Here is a 16,949-nt window from a genome sequence, read left to right on the forward strand (position 1 = left end):
TCGGAGCGCGCGGCCTGCGAGCCGTTCCCGACTGCCTGTGCCCCATTTCGTGTTCCGATAGAAAGACCAGTCATGCCCCGCGACACCCGTAAAGACAACGATTCTGCGCGTGGCCGCCGCGACAGGCCCGCCGGCGGCAAGGGTGGTTTCGGCGGCAGAGGCCCGGGTGGCAAAGGTCCGGCGGGCGGCAAGGGCCGTTCGGGCGCGGCGCGAGGGCCGGAGAAGAAGTTCGCCAAGCGCGCCGGCGAGGGGGCCAGCGAGGGCCGTGGCGAGAAGACCTACGCCAAGAAATCGTTCGGCGGTGACGCCAAGCGCTCGTTCGGCGGCGAGGGCAAGCGGCCCTATGCCAAGCGCGATGGCGCCGCGCCGCGTCGCGACTTTTCCGACCGTCCGCGCCGCGATGACGGTGATGCGCCGCGTCCCCGTTTCAGCCGCGACGACCGGCCCGCCCGCAGCGGCGGCGATCGTGCCGAGCGGGGGCCGCGCAAGGAGTTCGGTGACCGTCCGAAGCGGGATTTCGGTGACCGCCCCAAGCGCGACTTCAGTGATCGCCCGAAGCGCGACTTCGGTGACCGCCCCAAGCGCGATTTTGCTGATCGGCCGAAGCGTCCGTTCCAGCGTGACGGCGAGCCCGGCCGCGACCGCAGCGACGACAAGCCGTGGCGGGCCCGCGAGGATCGGCCGGCACGTGCCGGCGGAGATCGTGACCGCAAATTCGACAAAGGCGGCTTCGACAAGCCGCGCTTCGCCAAATCGCGCGACGACAAGCCGCGCTTCGATCGGGATCGGGGCGACAAGCCCAGGTTTGACAAGCCCCGTGGCGATAAGCCCAGGTTCGATCGTAGCGAGCGCTCCGAACGTCCGGAACGCAGCGGCGACCGGCCGAAATTTTCGCGCCCGCGCGACGGCGAACGCGGCGAGCAGCGTCCGTTCCGCGAGCGCAGCTTCGATCGCCCGCGCGAGGATCGTCCGCGGAGTGACCGGCCCCGCAGCGACCGGCCCCGTGAGGACCGCCCGCAGCGCGACCGTGCCGCCAAGCACGGCGACTGGCACGAGCACCCCAAGAATGAGGGGCGTGGCTTCGATCGTCCGCGCCGCAGCCGTGACGACGAGCGTAGCTTCGACCGCCCGCGTGACGATCGCCCGCGCCGCGACAACGAGGACGGCGGCAGGATCTTCGCCAAGCGTCCGGCGTTCGGCGGCCGTGGCGCGTATCGCAAGCAGGATCCCGCATTGGCCAAGCGTAAGCCCGCTGCGCCGGCAAAGTCCGACAAGGCCGGCGAGCGCATCGCCAAGGTGGTGGCGCGCGCCGGGCTGTGCTCGCGCCGCGATGCCGAGGCGTGGATCACGGAAGGCCGCGTCGCCGTCAACGGCAAGGTGATCGATTCGCCAGCGCTCGACGTCAAAGCGAGCGACGTCGTCACCATCGACGGCAAGCCGTTGCCGGAGCGCGAGCGCACGCGGCTGTTCCTGTATCACAAGCCGCGCGGGCTGATGACGACGCACAGCGACCCGGAAGGCCGGCCGACGGTGTTCGACAATCTGCCCGAAGGGCTGCCGCGGCTGATCTCGATCGGTCGGCTCGACTTCAACACCGAGGGCCTGCTGCTGCTGACCAATGACGGCGGCCTCGCGCGCGCGCTCGAACTGCCGGAGACCGGCTGGCTGCGGCGCTACCGCGTCCGCGCCCATGGCGAGATTACCCAGGCGCAGCTCGACGAGCTGCAGAACGGCATCGAGGTTGACGGCGTGCAATACGGCTCGATCGAGGCCAAGCTCGAACGCGACCAGGGTGCCAATGTCTGGCTGGTGTTCGCGATCCGCGAGGGCAAGAACCGCGAAGTGCGTAACGTGCTGGCGCATCTCGGCCTCGAGGTGAACCGCCTGATCCGCGTCTCCTACGGCCCGTTCCAACTGCTCGAACTCGGCGAAGGCGAGGTCGACGAGGTCAAGACCAGGGTGCTGCGCGAACAGCTCGGCGAGAAGGTGATTGCGCTTGCCGGCTGCGATTTCGCAGGACCGTCGCCGAGCGAGAGCAAGCCGAAGCCGCGCGCCGGCAAGGTCGTGTCCGCCGAGGAATGGTCGGTGGCCGAGGGCGCAGCCAAGACGAAGAAGACGATCACCAAGCGTGGCGCGGTCGAGGATCGCAAGGGCCGCAGGGTCAAGGTCGAACGCACCGCCAGCGAAGGCGGAGATCGTCCGCTGTCGCGCGGCCCGGCGCGCCGCTACCACGGCAAACGCGACCTCGCGCCGCGGGACGAGTAAGCTCAGCAGTCGTGACGGCGATAGGCATTGCAGCGCGCACGGCTGAACCTCTCCCCGCGGGCGGGGAGAGGTCGACGCGCATTGGCGCGGCGGGTGAGGGGGCGTCTCCGCGCGGTCGAGACTCCGTGCCTGTGTCGCCCCTCACCCCACCCCTCTCCCCGCAAGAGCGGGGCGAGGGAGCGCGCTGCCATCGCGGCGATCGCTTCCTTTTACATCGGAGTGGATGGAGACAGTTGCGATGCGCGTGATCGGCGGGCGGCTGCGGGGGCGCAATCTGGTGGCGCCGTCGTCGCGGGAGATTCGGCCGACGGCGGATCGCTTGCGCGAGTCGGTGTTCAACATCCTGATGCACGCCTACGAGAACCCGCTGCTAGATGCGCGCGTGCTCGACCTGTTCGCCGGCACCGGCGCGCTCGGCATCGAGGCGTCGTCGCGCGGCGCCAAATTCGTGCTGTTCGTCGACAACGGCGCCGAGGCGCGGGCACTGCTGCGCGCCAATGTCGAGGCGCTCGGGCTCGGCGGCGTCAGCAAGGTTTATCGCCGCGACGCCGCCAATCTCGGGCCGGCGCATCCGGTCGAACCGTTCGGCGTCGCGTTCCTTGATCCGCCGTATCGCAAGCAGCTCGCGGAGGCTTCCCTCGCGTCGCTGCGTGACGGCGGCTGGCTGCTGCCGGGTGCGCTGGTGATCGTCGAGGAAGCCAAGGACGCCGGCTTCACGGCTCCCGCCGGCTACACCGAACTCGACCGCCGTGCCTATGACGACACGGAGTTTACCTTCCTGCGGTTCGGGGCGGACGCGTAGTTATTTCGCGAAACCTATCAACCCGTCATTCCGGGGCGCGCGCAGCGCGAACCCGGAATCTCGCTCCACCAACTTCTGGATTCCGGGTTCGCGAACTGTGTTCGCGCCCCGGAATGACCGTGCGCGCAGGAAGCTACAAATCCGCCGCGGCGATCCAGAACACTTCGGCTTCGGAATCTTCGCTGTCGAGCCACAGCAGCGGCAGCTCGGGGAATTGGTCTTCGATCTGCGGCCGGCAGCGGCCTACTTCGCACAGCAGGCCGCCGTCGGGCGTCAAATGATCCTTCGCCTCGGCGAGGATGCGGCGGATGATGGTGAGGCCGTCGTCGCCGCCGTCGAACGCCATCGCCGGTTCGGCGCGGCACTCGGCCGGCAGGCTGGCCATTCCGTCGGCGTCGACATAAGGCGGGTTGCTGATGATCAGGTCGTAGCGCTCCTCGCCGAGCGGGCCGAACAGGTCGCCGTGATACAGGCTGACGCGATCGTCGAGTCGGTGCTCGGCGACGTTGCGGGCGGCGACCGCGAGCGCATCCTTCGACAGCTCGACGGCGTCGACCGTCGCGTTGGGGAAGGCGTAGGCGGCGAGGATCGCAAGGCAACCCGAGCCGGTGCAGAGGTCGAGCACGCGCTCGACCGCCTCCGGCGCGTCGATCAGCGAGGTGTCGCCGCCGTCGAAATGCGAGTCGAGCAGTTCGCCGATGAAGGAGCGCGGCACGATCACCCGCTCGTCGACGTAGAACGGCACGCCGCGCATGTAGATCTTGTTCACCAGATACGCCGCCGGCAGACGCGTGGCGATGCGGCGCTCGATCAGGCCGAGGATCGCGGCGGCTTCGCGCGTGGTGACGCGGGCGGAGGCGAACATCTCGAACTGATCGGGATGCAGATGCAGCGTCTCGCCGATCAGGAACACAGCCTCGGCGATCGGATCGGTGGTGCCGTGCGCGAATACCACGCCGGCTTCGGCGAAGCGGCTGACCGCGTAGCGGACGAAATCGAGCAGCGTCACCAGTTCGCCCGGCGCCACCTTCGGTGGCTTGGCGGCCACGGACTTGGCGGGCGCAGACTTGGCTGCGACGCCGCGTTTGGCGGGCTTGGCCTTCGCGGCGGTGGTCTTCGCAGCTTTCGGCTTGGCGGCCTTGGTGGCTTTTGGTTTTGCTTTCTTCGCCATCAATCCTTGCTCCATCGCGCCAGCGCAGCGTCGTCGCGGCTGTGCGCCTCGACCCAGCGCGTCTCGCCGGCGCGCTCCTCGCGCTTCCAGAACGGCGCATTGGTCTTGAGGTAGTCCATCAGGAATTCCGCCGCCGCGAATGCGGCCTGGCGATGCGCCGAGGCGGCCAGCACCAGCACGATGTTGTCGCCCGGCACCAGGCGGCCGACGCGGTGAACGATCGTCAGCGCGGTGATCGCCGGCCAGCGCCGCAGCGCCTCGTCGGCGTGGCGTTGGATCTCTTCCTCCGCCATGCCGGGATAGTGCTCGAGCGTCAGGGCGGCGACGGTGTCGTCGCCCTCGATGCCGCGGCACAGCCCGATGAACGATACCACCGCGCCGATGTCGGTGCGGCCCTTCGTCATCGCCGTGGTTTCGGCGGAGAGATCGAAATCGGCGTCCTGAATGCGGATGGTCACCGGAACGGTCATCGGATCATCCCGTGCGCGGACGACATCAACCGCCGGTCATCGGCGGGAAGAACGCGACCTCGCGGGCGCCGGCGATCGGTGTCTCGGCGCGGACGTGGGTGCGGTCGATCGCAGCGCGGATCACGCCGGGCTTCTCGAATGCCATCGCATAGCCGTCGCCGCGCGAAGCCAGCCAGCCGATCAGATCGGCCACCGTGGTGACCGTCGGCGGTGGCTCGACGGTCTCCTCGTCGAAGCCGATCCGTTCGCGCACCCAGGCGAAATACTTCACCTTCATGCCTGATCCTCTTCGATCAGATGGTGGATGCCGGCGCGGAAGTAATCATAGCCGGTGTACATCGTCAGCAGCGCCGACAGCCACAGCAGCGAGACGCCGATTTCGGTGGTGAAGGGCAGGATCTGGTTGCCCGCCTCGCCGGCCAGCAGGAAGCCGATCGCGACCAGCTGTGCGGTGGTCTTCCATTTCGCCAGCCGCGTCACCGGCACGCTGACGCGCAGCGCGGCGAGATATTCGCGCAGGCCCGAGACCAGGATCTCCCGGCACAGGATCACGATCGCCGCCCACAGCGTCCAGCCGTGGATGATGCTGTCGGCCGCAAGCATCAGCAGGCAGGATGCTACCAGCAGCTTGTCGGCGATCGGATCCAGCATGCGGCCGAACGCCGAATGCTGGTCCCAGATCCGGGCGAAATGGCCGTCGAGAAAATCGGTGATCGCCGCAGCTATGAACACCGCGAGCGCCACCCAGCGCAGCGCCAGCGGGCCGCCGAGGATCGACTGCGCGAAAATGCAGCCGACCACCACCGGGATTGCGGCGATGCGTGCATAGGTGAGGATGTTCGGAAGCGTCAGCGACGTTCTCGTTCCCCGCACCGGCGCTCTCGTCGAGACGTTGTTCATCGTGGCTTACCAATACTGCCCGCGACGGAAGGTCAACCTCCGACCAGGGGGCTTACGTTCCGTATCAGGAAAAGGTGAAATCCGCATGGGGCGCGGCTGCCTTCGGCATCGCCGACTTTGGTCGGGGGCGGACGGTGCGTCAGTCCGGGCGGGCATGGAAAAACTCGAAGATCCGCCGCGCGCTCTCGGCGCTGATTCCCGGAACCTTGCCGAGGTCGGTCATCGACGCCCGCTCGATCTCTTTCAGCGTGCCGAAATGCAAAAGCAGCGCGCGCTTGCGGGTCGGGCCGATGCCGGGGATTTCCTGCAGGCCGGCCTCGCGAATGTCCTTCTTGCGCAGCGTGCGGTGCGAGCCGATCACGAAGCGATGCGCCTCGTCGCGCAGACGCTGGATGAAATACAGCACCGGGTCGCGCGGCTCGAGCTTGATCGCGTCGCGGTCCGGCAGGAACAGGGTCTCGCGTCCGGCGTCGCGGTCCGGTCCCTTGGCGACGCCGAGCAGGGTGACCTGGTCGGTCAGGCCGATGCCGGCCAAGGCTTCGCGCGCGGCATTGAGCTGCCCGCGACCGCCGTCGATGATGACGAGGTCCGGCCATTGCGGCACGTCGTCGTCCTTCGGCTTGGTGGGGGCGTCGCCCTCCGCCGGCGGCGTCACCAGCCGCTTGAACCGGCGCTGCAGTACTTCGCGCATCATCGCGTAGTCGTCGCCCGGCGTCAGCCCTTCGGAGCGGATGTTGAACTTGCGGTACTGGTTCTTGATGAAGCCGTCGGGGCCGGCGACGATCATCGCGCCGACCGCGTTGGTGCCCTGGATGTGGCTGTTGTCGTAGACCTCGATCCGCTGCGGCACCTTCGGCAGGCCGAGCGTGCTGGCGAGGTTCTCCAGCAGCCGAGCCTGGGTCGCGGTGTCGGCCAGCTTGCGGCCGAGCGCTTCGCGCGCGTTGGTCTGGGCGTGGGCGACCAGCTCTTTCTTCTCGCCGCGCTTGGGCACCTGGACCTCGACCTTACGGCCGGCCTTGACGCACAGCGCGTCGGTCAGCAGCTCGGTTTCCTCGATCTCGTGCGACAGCAGGATCAGCTTCGGCGGCGGCTTGTCGTCGTAGAACTGCGCCACGAAGGCGCCGAGCACTTCTTCGGGCGTGAAGGTCTTCTCGGCGCGTGGGAAATAGGCGCGGTTGCCCCAGTTCTGGCCGGTGCGGAAGAAGAACACCTCGACGCAGGAATAGCCGCCGTCCTGATGGATCGCGAACACGTCGGCTTCCTCGACGGTGCGCGGATTGATGCCTTGCTGGGACTGGATCGCCGACAGCGCCGCGAGCCGGTCGCGGTACAGCGCCGCGGTCTCGAATTCGAGCTCGCCGGACGCCTTCTCCATCTCGGCCGCGAGCAGCTGCTTCACCGCCCGGCTGCGGCCGGACAGGAAGTCGGTCGCTTCGCGCACCAGCTCGCTGTAGCCAGGAAAGTCGACCTCGCCGGTGCACGGGCCGGCGCAGCGCCGGATCTGGTACAGCAGGCAGGGGCGGGTGCGGCTTTCGAAGAACGAATCGGTGCAGGATCGCACCAGGAACGCGCGCTGCAGCGCCGTGATGGTGCGGTTGACCGCGCCCGCCGAGGCGAACGGACCGAAATACCGCCCGGGACGGCTCTGCGCGCCGCGATGCTTGAGGATCTGCGGCGCCCAATGGTCGCCGGTGATCAGGATGTAGGGAAACGACTTGTCGTCGCGCAGCTGGACGTTGAAGCGCGGACGCAGCTGCTTGATCAGATTGGCTTCGAGCAGCAGCGCCTCGGTCTCGGTGGTGGTGGAGATCACCTCGACCTCGACCGTGAGCGCGATCATCCGGGCGATCCGCAGCACCTGGCCGGTGGGGCGGGCGTAGGACGCCAGCCGCTTCTTCACGTTCTTGGCCTTGCCGACATAGAGCACGTCGCGGCCTTCGTTCAGCATCCGGTAGACGCCGGGCGAGGTCGGGGCCAGCCGCACCGCGCGCGCGATCGCCGAGCGGCCGACCGCCATCGGCCCGGCGGCCTGCTGGGCAGGCTGCTCGGCGGCCGGCTCGTCCTCAGCCTCGGGTAGGCGTGAATCGTCGTCCTCCTCGACCGCAAGCGAGGCGGTGGCGGCGTCGATGTCCTGCGCCTCCGCAGGGAGATACGGCTCCGCGGCGGGCGTCGCCGGGGCAGTCGCGGGGGCGTCGGCGGATGGTTCGGCCGCGGCCGGTTGCGGCTCGGCGGGATCGTGAATCATGGCTGCCCCAACCTATGCGCTCGGCCCCGCGGGTGCCAGAGCGGGCCCCGGCACGGAACCCGCCCGATCGAAATTGCTCTGTCTTGCCATGGTGTTGCCGAGATCCCCAGGAAGTAAGGGTCTGTTAACAATGCGCCTCGGAACCGGGGCCGGGTTAAGAACCGCTTAACTTAAAACTCTCGATAAATTCGACCGTAAAAGTGAGGAAAACCGTAACCATTCGGAACGTTTTCCCATCGGTCGTGGGCGGCCGATGACCGGACGCAAATTGCGCCGCTGCGGGCGCGGGCGGGTCGTCGAGGAGAGTAAGATGCGTAAAGTTACACTGGCAGCGGCGGCCGTGATCGCCGCGAGCGTTTCGACGGCTCAGGCGGCCGACATGGGGTACTACCGGTCGAATGCCCCCTATACCGTCAATCAGCCGCTGAATGCGTTCAGCTGGGCCGGCCCCTATCTCGGTGGCAACCTCGGCTACACCTTCGGGAACGTCACCAACAACATCACCAAGCCGGCCGGCTTCTCCGGCGGCGTGCAGGGCGGCTACAACTGGCAGTCCGGCAACATCGTGTTCGGTCTCGAGGGCGATATCCAGTTCTCGACCGCCGACGATACCTTCGCAGCCTACAAGTTCTCGAATCCCTGGTTCGGAACCGCGCGCGGCCGTATCGGCTACGCGATGAACGATGTGCTGCTCTATGCCACCGGCGGTCTGGCGTTCGGCCAGCTCAAGGGCCAGAATCTGCTCGCCAGCGAGACCCACAGCAGTGCCGGCTGGACGGTCGGCGCCGGTGCCGAATTCGCGTTCGCGCCGAAGCTGAGCGCCAAGGTCGAGTATCTGTACGGCAGCCTGTCGACCAGCAACTTCTTCATCACCGGCGTGCCGAATGGGTACAATTTCGGCGTGGTCCGGGCCGGCATCAACTACCACTTCTAAGCCGCGACGAAACCTTCGCGATCAAGAAACTCGTCGACCACAACTCCCGGCCGTGCGCGGCCGGGATTTTCTTTGTGCGAGCTGGCTGATTGGTGACCGGATCGACGCCTCGTCGAACCCGCGCCACCAGCCGGACGAGCTTGCTACCTGCCACCCGGACGGGGGCCAAAGCAGGTTGCCGAGCTAGCTTGGCCGGCTCGATACGGTGTGATGTTCAGGCGCAAATCTACTCACCCGCGCAACCCTGCCCGTTCTTCCGCGTCGTCAGCCGCGCGCGTCGTTCGCCTGCATCGCCGCGCCGGGCTGCAGCGACCGCGCCGCGCGATCGCCGTGAGCGTCGGCCGGCGGCGCTACGATATGACCAGATTGACCGCCTTGGGGCCCTTGCCCTTCTTGTCGGGTTCCACTTCGAACGAAATACGCTGCCCTTCGGTCAGGTCCTTCAATCCGGCACGTTCGACTGCGGTGATGTGCACGAACACGTCGCGACCGCCGTCGTCGGGCTTGATGAAGCCGTAGCCGCGTTCCCCGTTGAAGAACTTCACCGTTCCCGTCATTGCCATTCCGGAAGCTCCTCCCAGCATGCTTTCCGTCGCGCGCCAGCGCCACGGGCGACCTGGCATTTCGCTGCCGGATAGCTTGGCCGAGAGCGGGACCTGCTACTGACTGCGGGTCCAATCAAATACGCTTTGAGGCCTTGTCACTCCGCCGCCCCCATTTGCGGAAGCGGAACGTAAAGCCAGTCCAATGGAACTAGCATAATACGGAAATACACTGATTGCCTACGGTCGAGTTGCGACTTTTCGCCTGCTGGTGCGGGCAGCCGATGAGTAATCAGGGCTTCTGGAATTCGAGGCGGTAACGTCCGACCCCGCCGAGCCCGAGCGGTCGCTCCAGCTCAGGAAGAACGGTTCTCAGCTCGTCGGCGAGAGTCCAAGGCGGGTTGACGATCAGCAACCCGGTCGAGGTCAGCGGCCCGTTCGGCTGCTGCGGTGCGACGCTGAACTCCAGCCGCAGGCATTTGTCGGCGCCGGCCGCCGCGGTGACCGACGCCACGGTTGCGGCGAGGGTTTCGGTCGCGCGGCGGTTCTTCACCGGATACCACATCAAATACACGCCGGTCGGCCACTTGGCGTAGGCGGCGGCGAACTTGGCGGCCATCTGCTCGAACTCGTCTTTGCGCTCGAACGGCGGATCGATCAGCACCAGCCCGCGGCGTTCCTTCGGCGGCACGAAGGCGGTGAGCGCGGTCCAGCCGTCGAGATCGACCACCCGGCCTTGCGGATCGTGGCGCAGCGCGCCGATCAGCTGCTTGCGTGCCACCGGCTCGAGCTCGCACGCCACCAGACTGTCCTGGGGGCGGAGCAGAGCGCGGGCGATCAGCGGCGATCCCGGATAGGCGGTCAGCTCGCGCTGCGGATTGAACGCCCGGACGATGTCGAGATACGGCGCGATCAGCGCGTAGGCCGGGTCGGAGAACCGTGCCTGCAGTACCCGGGCGATCCCGGTGGCCCATTCGCCGCCGCGGCGGGCTTCGTCGCTGGTCAGGTCGTACAGTCCGGCGCCAGCGTGGCTGTCGATCACCCGGAACGCGGCCGGCTTGTCGTGCAAATAGGTCAGAATCCGGACCAGCACGAAGTGCTTGATGACGTCGGCGAAGTTGCCGGCGTGGAAGGCGTGGCGATAATTCATGCGCCGACCCCTAGCAGGGCCGGGGCTGCGCCGCCATGGCTTGGCGGCAGCGCCCGCGCAGCCAGACCCCGGTGGTTGTGTCGCGCCCTGGTAGCAATACCGGGGTGGCGCCCGTTTGGTCGTCAACTTGCCCGCAAGTGTATTGAAAAAACAAAACAATTCGGTCGGAACAGAAGCGCTGCGTGGATTAACGCGCTGTTTAAACCCCGATGCTAGTTCTTGGCTTGCGAGAGACCGGCGGTTGCACGCCAGGACTTTCAAGAGAACCTGCGTTAGCCGGCCGGTCGGGCGGTGGTCGAACCACCCTGCGGCGCCTTGGGGAGTTGAAGATGGCGGTTGATTTGTCGATGTCGGTTCTAGTGGTGGACGATTACAGCACCATGATCCGGATCATTCGTAATCTTCTCAAGCAACTCGGCTTCGAGAATATCGACGATGCGAGCGATGGCTCGGCGGCGCTCGAAAAGATGCGGGCCAAGAAGTACGGTCTGGTGATCTCCGACTGGAACATGGAACCGATGACCGGCTACGACCTGCTCAAGGAAGTCCGCGCCGATCCCAATCTGTCGCAGACCCCGTTCATCATGATCACCGCGGAATCCAAGACCGAGAACGTGATCGCGGCCAAGAAGGCCGGTGTGAACAACTATATCGTCAAGCCGTTCAATGCGGCGACGCTGAAGACCAAGATCGAGGCGGTGTTCCCGGATCACGTCGCGGCGTAAGCCGACCGACCTTCGGTTCTCTGCACAGCTTTCCGGCGCGCTCCTCATCGAGGGGCGCGTTTGCTTTTGGATGCGGGGCCGAGGGCTCAGCCCGCGGCGAAGCGCTTGGTGAACAGCGCCACGTCGACCAGGCCGCGGGCGTGGCGACCGTCGCCGACCTTGCGGTCGCCGAGGAATGAGGCGACCTCGAACCGGATCACCCGGCGCTCCACCGCGCTCACCACCGCCGTGGTTCGCACCGTCTGGCCAACGAAGGCCGGCGCCAGATGCCGGATGTCGACTTCGCTGCCGACCGTCACCCAGCCTTGGGGCAGCTTCGGCGCGACCGCATCGCCGGAAGCCATCTCCATCTCCAGGATCATCAGCGGGGTGGCGAACACGGCCGGCATGTACGGCACGAAGTGCTGCACGGTGATGTCCTGCGTCACCGTGGTCAGCCGCTCGGCGCTCATGCCGACGGAGACGAAGTCGCGTGCGTCCATTGCAGTCTTCCTTGCTAATTGTCAGACCACACTCTCGTCACTCCGGGGCGCCGCGCGAGCGGCGAATCCGGAATCCCGAAGTGATCAGCCAACCATTCAACAGTGCGAGATTCTGGGTTCGCTCACTTCGTGAGCGCCCCGGAATGACGACGGATGGGACAGGATGGCCTACTTCCCTTGTGCCGCCTTGCGCTCGACGAAGGTCTTGCCGCCCTTCATCTTGTTATTGAGCGGCGCCTCGTTGATCTGAATTACCACGTCTTCGGCCACAACGCCGAGATGCGTCACCAGCGCCGTCGTGATGTCGCGCATCATCCCGGCCTTCTGCTCGTCGGTGCGGCCCATGGCCATGTTGACGGTGATCTCGGGCATCGGTGGTTTCTCCCTTTTTGCTTGGTCTTCGTTGTTGTCATTCCGGGGCTCGCATCGCGCGAACCCGGAATCTGATGGTGCCCTGAATTTCGGGATTCCGGGTTCGCTCGCTGCGCGAGCGCCCCGGAATGACGGCTAATTCCAGCTCACCCCGCGGCGCTGCAGCAGCTCCTGTACCTTGGCGACCAGTTCGTCTTCCTTGCAGGAGAACTGCGCCTCGGCCTGCTTTTTCAGATACTCGTCGCGGTCCTTCTCCAGCGAGGCGAGTTCGGCCCCGAGGATCAGGTCCTTGATCTGCACGATGCCCTGCGATTTTTCGTCCGAGCCCTGGATGATGGCGCAGGGTGCGTTGCGCTTGTCGGCGTATTTCATCTGCTGGCCGAGCGAGTGCTTGGGATTGCCCAAGTACAATTCGGCGCGGATGCCCGCGCTGCGTAGGCTCGCGACCATTTTTTGATAACCGGCGATGTCGCCGCCGAACACGGTGACCACGACGGGGCCGGCTTGCGGCTTGTTATCGAGCTGGCCGATCAGCGTCAGTGCCGCCTGCAGCCGCGATACGCCGATCGAGAACCCGGTTGCCGGCACCGGCTCGCCGCGGAAGCGCGATACCAGTCCGTCGTAACGCCCGCCGCCACCGACCGAGCCGAACCGCACGGGGCGGCCCTTCTCGTCCTTGGTGTCGAGCAGTAGTTCGACCTCATAGACTGGGCCGGTGTAGTATTCGAGGCCGCGGACGACGGACGGGTCGATCTTCACGCACTCGCCGTAGCCGCCTGCGTCCGCCAGCTCGGCGATAGTCGCGAGTTCGGCGACACCGTCGCTGCCGGTCTTCGAACCTTCTACACGCGTCCGCATGTTTGCGACAGTCGACTGATTGTCGGCGCCCTGCATGCTGGCCCCAGCGTCCTTGTCGCCGATGAAGCTGATGATCGCTTGGATCTGAGCGTCATTGAGGCCGGCGCCTTTGGTGAAGTCGCCTTTGCCCTCTTCACCGCCATCCCAGCGGCCCGGACCAAGTAGTTGGATGATATCCCTGATCGGAAACTTGTCGGCCTTGTCGATGGCGCGCATCACTGTGAGCCACTGCGCGTCGCTGTCGATGCCCTGCGCTTCGCGGATGCCATCCAGCACCTTGCGGTTGTTCACCTTCACCACGTAGCTGCCGCGCGGGATGCCGAGCGCTTCCATGGTGTCGGCGGCCATCATGCACATTTCGGCGTCGGCGGCGGCGGTCGGCGCGCCGACGGTGTCGGCGTCGAACTGCATGAATTGGCGGAAGCGGCCGGGGCCGGGCTTCTCGTTGCGGAACACCCAGCCGAACCGGTAGCTGCGATACGGCTTCGGCAGTGCGTCAAAATTCTCGGCGACGTAGCGGGCGAGCGGCGCGGTCAGGTCGTAGCGCAGGCTGATCCACTGCTCGTCGTCGTCCTGCAGCGAGAACACGCCCTCGTTGGGGCGGTCCTGATCGGGCAGGAATTTGCCGAGCGCGTCGGTGTATTCGAACGCCGGGGTCTCCACCGGCTCGAAGCCGTAGCGTTCGTACACCTCGCGGATCTTCTCCACCATGGCGCGCGTCGCCGCGATCTCGGCCGGGCCGCGATCGGCGAGGCCGCGCGGCAGCCGTGCGCGCAGTTTCGAGGGTTTTTTCGGTTTTTCAGCCATCGTCGCCTTCCAAGTCAGGGCCGGGTTGGTATCAGCCGCTGTCCGCCGCAGCAAGGCGGGGTTGCATGATCCAGCGCAAATCTCCCGCCGGTGGCTTTCATTAACAGATGGAAGACCCACGGAAATTTGCTGGCTCGCGGCGTTCCCGTAAGGGCGTGAAGCTGATACCGTGCCGCGCCTTCCACCCCCGGCCGCGCAGTGCATGAGGAGCCCCATGTTAGACAAGATCAAGCCCACGTCCGCCGTCAACGCGCCGAACGACCTGAACGCGTTCTGGATGCCGTTCACCGCGAACCGGGCCTTCAAGCGCGCGCCCAAGATGGTCGTGGGTGCTGAGGGCATGCACTACATCACCGCGGACGGCCGCAAGATCATCGACGCCGCCTCGGGCATGTGGTGCACCAACGCCGGCCATGGCCGCAAGCAGATCGCCGAGGCGATCAAGGCGCAGGCCGACGAGCTCGACTACTCGCCGCCGTTCCAGTTCGGCCAGCCGAAGGCGTTCGAACTCGCCAGCCGGATCGCCGATCTGGCGCCGCAGGGCCTCGATCACGTGTTCTTCTGCAATTCCGGCTCGGAAGCCGCTGACACCGCGCTGAAGATCGCGGTCGCCTATCAGCAGATCAAGGGCCAGGGCTCCCGCACCCGGTTGATCGGCCGCGAGCGCGGCTATCACGGCGTCGGATTCGGCGGCACCGCGGTCGGCGGCATCGGCAACAACCGCAAGATGTTCGGTCCGCTGCTGAACGGCGTCGACCATCTGCCTGCGACCTATGATCGCGACAAGCAGGCCTTCACTAAGGGCGAGCCGGAATACGGCGCGCACTTCGCCGATGCGCTCGAAGGCCTCGTCAATCTGCACGGCGCCAACACCATCGCGGCGGTGATCGTCGAGCCGATGGCCGGCTCCACCGGCGTGCTGCCGGCGCCGAAGGGCTATCTCAAGCGCCTGCGCGAGATCACCAAGAAGCACGGCATCCTGCTGATCTTCGACGAGGTGATCACCGGCTACGGCCGTCTCGGCTATGCCTTCGCGGCCGAGCGCTACGGCGTCACCCCGGACATGATCACCTTCGCCAAGGGCGTCACCAACGGCGCGGTGCCGATGGGCGGCGTGATCACCTCGACCGAGATCCACGATGCCTTCATGACCGGGCCCGAGCATATGGTCGAGCTGGCCCACGGCTACACCTATTCGGCGCATCCGCTCGCCTGCGCGGCCGGCATCGCCACGCTGGACATCTATCGCGACGAGAAGCTGTTCGAGCGCGCCAAGGCGCTGGAGCCGAAATTCGCCGAGGCGGTGATGTCGCTGAAGGACCTGCCGAACGTGGTCGACATCCGCACCGTCGGCCTGACCGCCGGCATCGATCTGGCCCTGCTCGCCGATGCCCCCGGCAAGCGCGGCTTCGAAGCGATGAACTCGGCTTTCCACGATCATGAGCTGATGCTGCGGATCGCCGGCGACACCCTGGCGCTGACCCCGCCGCTGATCCTCAGCGAAGACCATATCGGCGAGATCGTCGACAAGGTCGGCAAGGTGATCCGCGCCGTGGCCTGATATCCGCCCGATATCCCCTTGGGATGGCGGACGAATCCAGTGGACTCGTCCGCCGAATCGACAAAGATGGCGGATCGGCAGGCAACCACCGGCTTAAATGATCCGCATCTCGACCATTTTCATCGCCGTCTGCATGGTGCTGATCGCCACCTCGCTCGGGATGGTGGTGTATGCGGTCGCCGGATTCAGCATGGCGCAGGCGGCCTTGGTCGGCCTCACGGCGCTGACTTTGTTCGTGCTGTATCAGGCGGTTGCGATGCGGATGCGCGACCGCGCCGAAGCCGGGCATCAGATCGCCGACCTGTCGCGCGGTACCGCCGATCTCGCCCGACAGGTCGGTGATTTCGGCCGCCGGCTGGCGGTGGTGGAGGCCAAGCTGGTATCGGCCCAGTCCACCCAGCATGACCGCGTGCAGCACGTCTCCAACGAGATCGATGAACTCGGCACCTTGGTGCAACAGCTCGCGACCTCGGTCGCCACCCACGAAGAACTACTGAGCGCCGCCGCGCGCAGTGTGATCCGCACCGAGGCGGGGGCGGCGCCATTGGAGCTTGGCGAGCCGATCGCCTCGCCGCCGGCGCTCGCCGCTCCAGTTGTGGCCGTGCCGGCTGCCGTCGTTCCTGGGCCCGCCGCCGCTGGGACCGCGGAGCCGGTTGGAACCGGCGCCGCGTCCGAACCGCCGAAACCCTCTGACGCGGTGCCAGCCGAGCCTGCGCCGCGTCCCGACCTTGCGTCTCGTTCCGAGGCGCCTCGTTCCGATGCGGCGCGGCTGCTGGCTGCGGTCAAGAGCGCGGTCGAGGCGGAGCGCTACGATCTTCATTTGCAGCCGATGGTGTCGTTGCCGCAGCGCAAGGTGCGGGCTTACGAGGTCGTGACCCGGCTGCGCGACGAAGCCGATCAGCCGATTGCGGCCGCCGATTATCTTCCGGTCGCCGAGAGCGCCGGCCTGATGGGGCGGATCGACCTCGCGATCCTGCTGCGCGCCGTCCAGGTGGTCCGTCGACTGCTGGTGCGCAACAAGGAGGTCGGCCTGTTCGTCAATATTGCCGGCGCCACGCTGTCCGACACAGCGGCGTTCGCGCAGTGCCTCGACTTCCTCGAAGCCAATCGCACGCTGGGGCCGTCGCTGATCCTCGAATTCAAGCAGAGCACCTTGCGCAAGTTGGGCCCGATCGAGACCGAGCATCTCGCGGCGCTGGCGCAGCGCGGCTTCCGGTTCTCGATCGACCACGTCACCGATCTGCGGTTCGAGCCGCGCGAGCTGGCCGACCGCGGCGTCCGCTTCATCAAAGTTCCGGCACAGCTTCTGCTGGCGGCCAACGATACGGCGTCCGCCGACATCCACCCGGTCGATCTGTCCGATCTGCTCGGGCGCTTCGGCATCGATCTGGTCGCCGAACGGATCGAGGGCGAACGGGTGGTGGTCGACCTGCTTGACTACGATGTGCGGTTTGGGCAGGGGTTCTTGTTCGCAGCGCCCCGTCCGCTGCGGCCCGAGACCGCCATCAACGCGGCCGCGCCGGCTTCCAACGCCCCGGCCCAGCAGGACTTCAATCTTGATCCAGGCAAGCTTCCGCAGGCACCGCTCGCCCGCATCGAGCCGGTACGCGTCACCGGCAACGCCGCATTGGTGCGCCGCGCCGCCGGCCCGTTCTGATCGTTTCT

The 16,949-nt window shown here is 66.6% G+C and carries 16 protein-coding genes; 6 read left to right on the forward strand and 10 right to left on the reverse strand.

What is annotated here, in order from left to right; genetic code table 11:
* The first annotated feature begins 72 nt into the window (after positions 1-72).
* Both DNX69_RS21760 and rsmD read left to right on the forward strand, forming a co-directional pair.
* Positions 73-2,265: a pseudouridine synthase gene (locus DNX69_RS21760; protein ID WP_110788072.1), complete on the forward strand. Its 2,193-nt coding sequence runs from the start codon at positions 73-75 to the stop codon at positions 2,263-2,265.
* Positions 2,266-2,503: 238 nt separating this feature from the next.
* Complete coding sequence (rsmD, locus tag DNX69_RS21765; RefSeq protein ID WP_110788220.1) at positions 2,504-3,067, forward strand: 16S rRNA (guanine(966)-N(2))-methyltransferase RsmD; 564 nt, start codon at positions 2,504-2,506, stop codon at positions 3,065-3,067.
* 133 nt (positions 3,068-3,200) lie between these two features.
* On the opposite strand, the gene prmB is transcribed toward rsmD, so the two are convergent.
* From prmB to uvrC, 5 genes are all read right to left on the reverse strand, one after another.
* Complete coding sequence (gene prmB, locus DNX69_RS21770; RefSeq protein WP_165825308.1) at positions 3,201-4,238, reverse strand: 50S ribosomal protein L3 N(5)-glutamine methyltransferase; 1,038 nt, start codon at positions 4,236-4,238, stop codon at positions 3,201-3,203.
* A complete protein-coding gene (locus DNX69_RS21775; protein WP_110788073.1) occupies positions 4,238-4,708 on the reverse strand; it encodes a molybdenum cofactor biosynthesis protein MoaE in 471 nt (156 codons plus the stop codon). The genes prmB and DNX69_RS21775 overlap by 1 nt, the downstream gene beginning before the upstream one ends.
* Before the next feature lie 25 nt (positions 4,709-4,733).
* On the reverse strand, positions 4,734-4,985 hold the full coding sequence (moaD, locus tag DNX69_RS21780) for a molybdopterin converting factor subunit 1 (RefSeq protein ID WP_110788074.1): 252 nt from the start codon (positions 4,983-4,985) through the stop codon (positions 4,734-4,736).
* Positions 4,982-5,608 carry a CDP-diacylglycerol--glycerol-3-phosphate 3-phosphatidyltransferase gene (pgsA, locus tag DNX69_RS21785; RefSeq protein ID WP_110788075.1) on the reverse strand — a complete coding sequence of 209 codons (627 nt, stop codon included), beginning with the start codon at positions 5,606-5,608 and terminating at the stop codon, positions 4,982-4,984. Before pgsA ends, moaD begins: the two co-directional genes overlap by 4 nt.
* A gap of 139 nt (positions 5,609-5,747) precedes the next feature.
* Positions 5,748-7,853, reverse strand: coding sequence for an excinuclease ABC subunit UvrC (gene uvrC, locus DNX69_RS21790; protein WP_110788076.1), 2,106 nt, complete (start codon positions 7,851-7,853; stop codon positions 5,748-5,750).
* Between the two features lie 310 nt (positions 7,854-8,163).
* On the opposite strand from uvrC, the gene DNX69_RS21795 reads away from it, so the two are divergent.
* A complete protein-coding gene (locus tag DNX69_RS21795) occupies positions 8,164-8,787 on the forward strand; it encodes an outer membrane protein (protein WP_110788222.1) in 624 nt (207 codons plus the stop codon).
* Between the two features lie 350 nt (positions 8,788-9,137).
* Here DNX69_RS21795 and DNX69_RS21800 read toward each other — a convergent pair whose 3' ends face one another.
* Both DNX69_RS21800 and DNX69_RS21805 read right to left on the reverse strand, forming a co-directional pair.
* Positions 9,138-9,350: a cold-shock protein gene (locus tag DNX69_RS21800; RefSeq protein ID WP_110788077.1), complete on the reverse strand. Its 213-nt coding sequence runs from the start codon at positions 9,348-9,350 to the stop codon at positions 9,138-9,140.
* A gap of 271 nt (positions 9,351-9,621) precedes the next feature.
* Positions 9,622-10,479, reverse strand: coding sequence for a 23S rRNA (adenine(2030)-N(6))-methyltransferase RlmJ (locus tag DNX69_RS21805; protein WP_110788078.1), 858 nt, complete (start codon positions 10,477-10,479; stop codon positions 9,622-9,624).
* A gap of 329 nt (positions 10,480-10,808) precedes the next feature.
* Between DNX69_RS21805 and DNX69_RS21810 the strand changes: the two genes are divergently transcribed.
* The gene (locus tag DNX69_RS21810) at positions 10,809-11,204 is read left to right on the forward strand and encodes a chemotaxis response regulator CheY (protein ID WP_110788223.1); all 396 of its coding nucleotides are present in this window, start codon (positions 10,809-10,811) and stop codon (positions 11,202-11,204) included.
* A gap of 86 nt (positions 11,205-11,290) precedes the next feature.
* On the opposite strand, the gene DNX69_RS21815 is transcribed toward DNX69_RS21810, so the two are convergent.
* The 3 genes from DNX69_RS21815 to hisS form a co-directional block, all read right to left on the reverse strand.
* Positions 11,291-11,686: a thioesterase family protein gene (locus DNX69_RS21815; RefSeq protein WP_110788079.1), complete on the reverse strand. Its 396-nt coding sequence runs from the start codon at positions 11,684-11,686 to the stop codon at positions 11,291-11,293.
* A 168-nt stretch (positions 11,687-11,854) separates the two neighbouring features.
* On the reverse strand, positions 11,855-12,058 hold the full coding sequence (locus tag DNX69_RS21820; RefSeq protein WP_110788080.1) for a tautomerase family protein: 204 nt from the start codon (positions 12,056-12,058) through the stop codon (positions 11,855-11,857).
* 135 nt (positions 12,059-12,193) lie between these two features.
* A complete protein-coding gene (hisS, locus tag DNX69_RS21825; RefSeq protein WP_110788224.1) occupies positions 12,194-13,723 on the reverse strand; it encodes a histidine--tRNA ligase in 1,530 nt (509 codons plus the stop codon).
* A 214-nt stretch (positions 13,724-13,937) separates the two neighbouring features.
* Here hisS and DNX69_RS21830 point away from each other — a divergent pair, with 214 nt between their 5' ends.
* Both DNX69_RS21830 and DNX69_RS21835 read left to right on the forward strand, forming a co-directional pair.
* A complete protein-coding gene (locus tag DNX69_RS21830) occupies positions 13,938-15,284 on the forward strand; it encodes an aspartate aminotransferase family protein (RefSeq protein ID WP_110788081.1) in 1,347 nt (448 codons plus the stop codon).
* A gap of 97 nt (positions 15,285-15,381) precedes the next feature.
* On the forward strand, positions 15,382-16,941 hold the full coding sequence (locus DNX69_RS21835; protein WP_110788082.1) for an EAL domain-containing protein: 1,560 nt from the start codon (positions 15,382-15,384) through the stop codon (positions 16,939-16,941).
* The last annotated feature ends 8 nt before the right edge of the window (positions 16,942-16,949 follow it).

The organism is Rhodopseudomonas palustris, from assembly GCF_003226555.1.
GTDB classification, from domain to species: domain Bacteria; phylum Pseudomonadota; class Alphaproteobacteria; order Rhizobiales; family Xanthobacteraceae; genus Rhodopseudomonas; species Rhodopseudomonas palustris_I.